This window comes from Salinimicrobium sp. TH3, assembly GCF_026676115.1.
Classification (GTDB): domain Bacteria; phylum Bacteroidota; class Bacteroidia; order Flavobacteriales; family Flavobacteriaceae; genus Salinimicrobium.
The window spans coordinates 1-2,552 of sequence record NZ_JAPONB010000019.1 but is presented as its reverse complement, the minus strand read 5'-3'; the positions used below and the strand labels follow the sequence as shown (position 1 = coordinate 2,552).

Sequence of the window (2,552 nt, the reverse complement as noted above, 5' to 3'; positions counted from 1 at the left end):
CCTGGAGCCGTAGCGAAAGCGAGTCTGAATAGGGCGACTATAGTTGGTAGTGTTAGACGCGAAACCGTGTGATCTACCCTTGGGCAGGTTGAAGCTGTGGTAACACATAGTGGAGGACCGAACCCGTTGACGTTGAAAAGTCTTGGGATGACCTGAGGGTAGGGGTGAAAGGCCAATCAAACTCGGAAATAGCTCGTACTCCCCGAAATGCATTTAGGTGCAGCGATTAATTAGTTTTATAGAGGTAGAGCTACTGATTGGATGCGGGGGCTTCACCGCCTACCAATTCCTGACAAACTCCGAATGCTATAAAATGATGTTGATCAGTGAGGGCATGGGTGCTAAGGTCCATGTCCGAGAGGGAAAGAACCCAGACCATCAGCTAAGGTCCCCAAATGTATGTTAAGTTGAAAAAACGCGGTTGAACTGCTTAGACAGCTAGGATGTTGGCTTGGAAGCAGCCATTCATTTAAAGAGTGCGTAACAGCTCACTAGTCGAGCGGTTCGGCATGGATAATAATCGGGCATAAACATACTACCGAAGCTATGGATTTATAACATTAGTTATAAGTGGTAGGGGAGCATTGTAACAGCGTAGAAGGTGTATCCGCGAGGTATGCTGGAGCGGTTACAAAAGAAAATGTAGGCATAAGTAACGATAATGCGGGCGAGAAACCCGCACACCGAAAGACTAAGGTTTCCTCAGCTATGCTAATCAGCTGAGGGTTAGTCGGGGCCTAAGGCGAACCCGAAAGGGGTAGTCGATGGACAACCAGTTAATATTCTGGTACCTGCTTTGCGTTAAAAGTGACGGAGGCGAGAATTAGGTGCGCACTGACGGAATAGTGCGTTGAAGGATGTGGTAACACTCCGATAGTACACCAAAGCTTCGGCGGCGGTGATAATCCTGAATATCGACTTCCAAGAAAAGCGAGCAAAAGCAGCCCGTACCGCAAACCGACACAGGTAGTTGGGATGAGAATTCTAAGGTGCTCGAGAGATTCATGGCTAAGGAACTAGGCAAAATTGACCCGTAACTTCGGGAGAAGGGTCGCCCATCCATTGGATGGGCCGCAGTGAAGAGGTCCAGGCGACTGTTTATCAAAAACACAGGGCTCTGCTAAATCGAAAGATGATGTATAGGGCCTGACACCTGCCCGGTGCTGGAAGGTTAAGAGGAGATGTTAGCTTCGGCGACGCATTGAATTGAAGCCCCAGTAAACGGCGGCCGTAACTATAACGGTCCTAAGGTAGCGAAATTCCTTGTCGGGTAAGTTCCGACCTGCACGAATGGTGCAACGATCTGGACACTGTCTCAGCCATGAGCTCGGTGAAATTGTAGTATCGGTGAAGATGCCGATTACCCGCTGTGGGACGAAAAGACCCCGTGAACCTTTACTATAGCTTAGTATTGACTTTGGACAAGTGATGTGTAGGATAGGTGGGAGACATTGAAGCGGTATCGCCAGGTATCGTGGAGTCATTGTTGAAATACCACCCTTTACTTGTTTGAAGCCTAACTTCCATTGGAAGGACAGTGCTTGGTGGGTAGTTTGACTGGGGTGGTCGCCTCCAAAAGAGTAACGGAGGCTTCTAAAGGTTCCCTCAGCACGCTTGGTAACCGTGCGTAGAGTGCAATGGCATAAGGGAGCTTGACTGAGAGACATACAGGTCGATCAGGTACGAAAGTAGAGCATAGTGATCCGGTGGTTCCGCATGGAAGGGCCATCGCTCAAAGGATAAAAGGTACTCCGGGGATAACAGGCTGATCTCCCCCAAGAGCTCACATCGACGGGGGGGTTTGGCACCTCGATGTCGGCTCGTCACATCCTGGGGCTGGAGAAGGTCCCAAGGGTTGGGCTGTTCGCCCATTAAAGTGGCACGCGAGCTGGGTTCAGAACGTCGTGAGACAGTTCGGTCTCTATCTACAGTGGGCGTTAGAAATTTGAGTGGATCTGACTCTAGTACGAGAGGACCGAGTTGGACTGACCTCTGGTGTACCAGTTGTTCCGCCAGGAGCACTGCTGGGTAGCTACGTCGGGAAGGGATAAGCGCTGAAAGCATATAAGCGCGAAACCCACCACAAGATGAGATTTCTTTTAAGGATCGTGGGAGACTACCACGTTGATAGGTCACAGGTGTAAAGGCAGTAATGTCATAGCCGAGTGATACTAATAATCCGTATAGCTTAGTGCACTTCCCCGGTAGCAATACCGGGGAGGAACAACCTAAAGCTTCAAATTACCTTGTTCATGTTCTCTTATTATTTTTATTTTCCAACTATGTCAACTCATTAGGTATGACATTTAGTAAGTAATCACGGCTAACTGCCAACTGATCACTGAACACTGCATACTAAAGACTTAAGGTGGTTATAGCAACGGGGCTCACCTCTTCCCATTCCGAACAGAGAAGTTAAGCCCGTTAGCGCAGATGGTACTGCTATCTTGTGGGAGAGTATGTCGCCGCCTTTCTTTTAAACCCTTCATCATGTATTTGATGAAGGGTTTTTTTATGCCCTAAAACCACCCCGGCCTGCGGCCACCCCTCCT

The 2,552-nt window shown here is 49.0% G+C and carries 2 rRNA genes; both read left to right on the top strand.

From position 1 onward, the window contains the following. A 23S ribosomal RNA gene (locus tag OU683_RS16540) occupies positions 1–2,196 on the top strand; the annotation flags it as partial. A 168-nt stretch (positions 2,197–2,364) separates the two neighbouring features. Beyond that, a 5S ribosomal RNA gene (rrf, locus tag OU683_RS16535) occupies positions 2,365–2,474 on the top strand. Positions 2,475–2,552 lie beyond the last annotated feature (78 nt).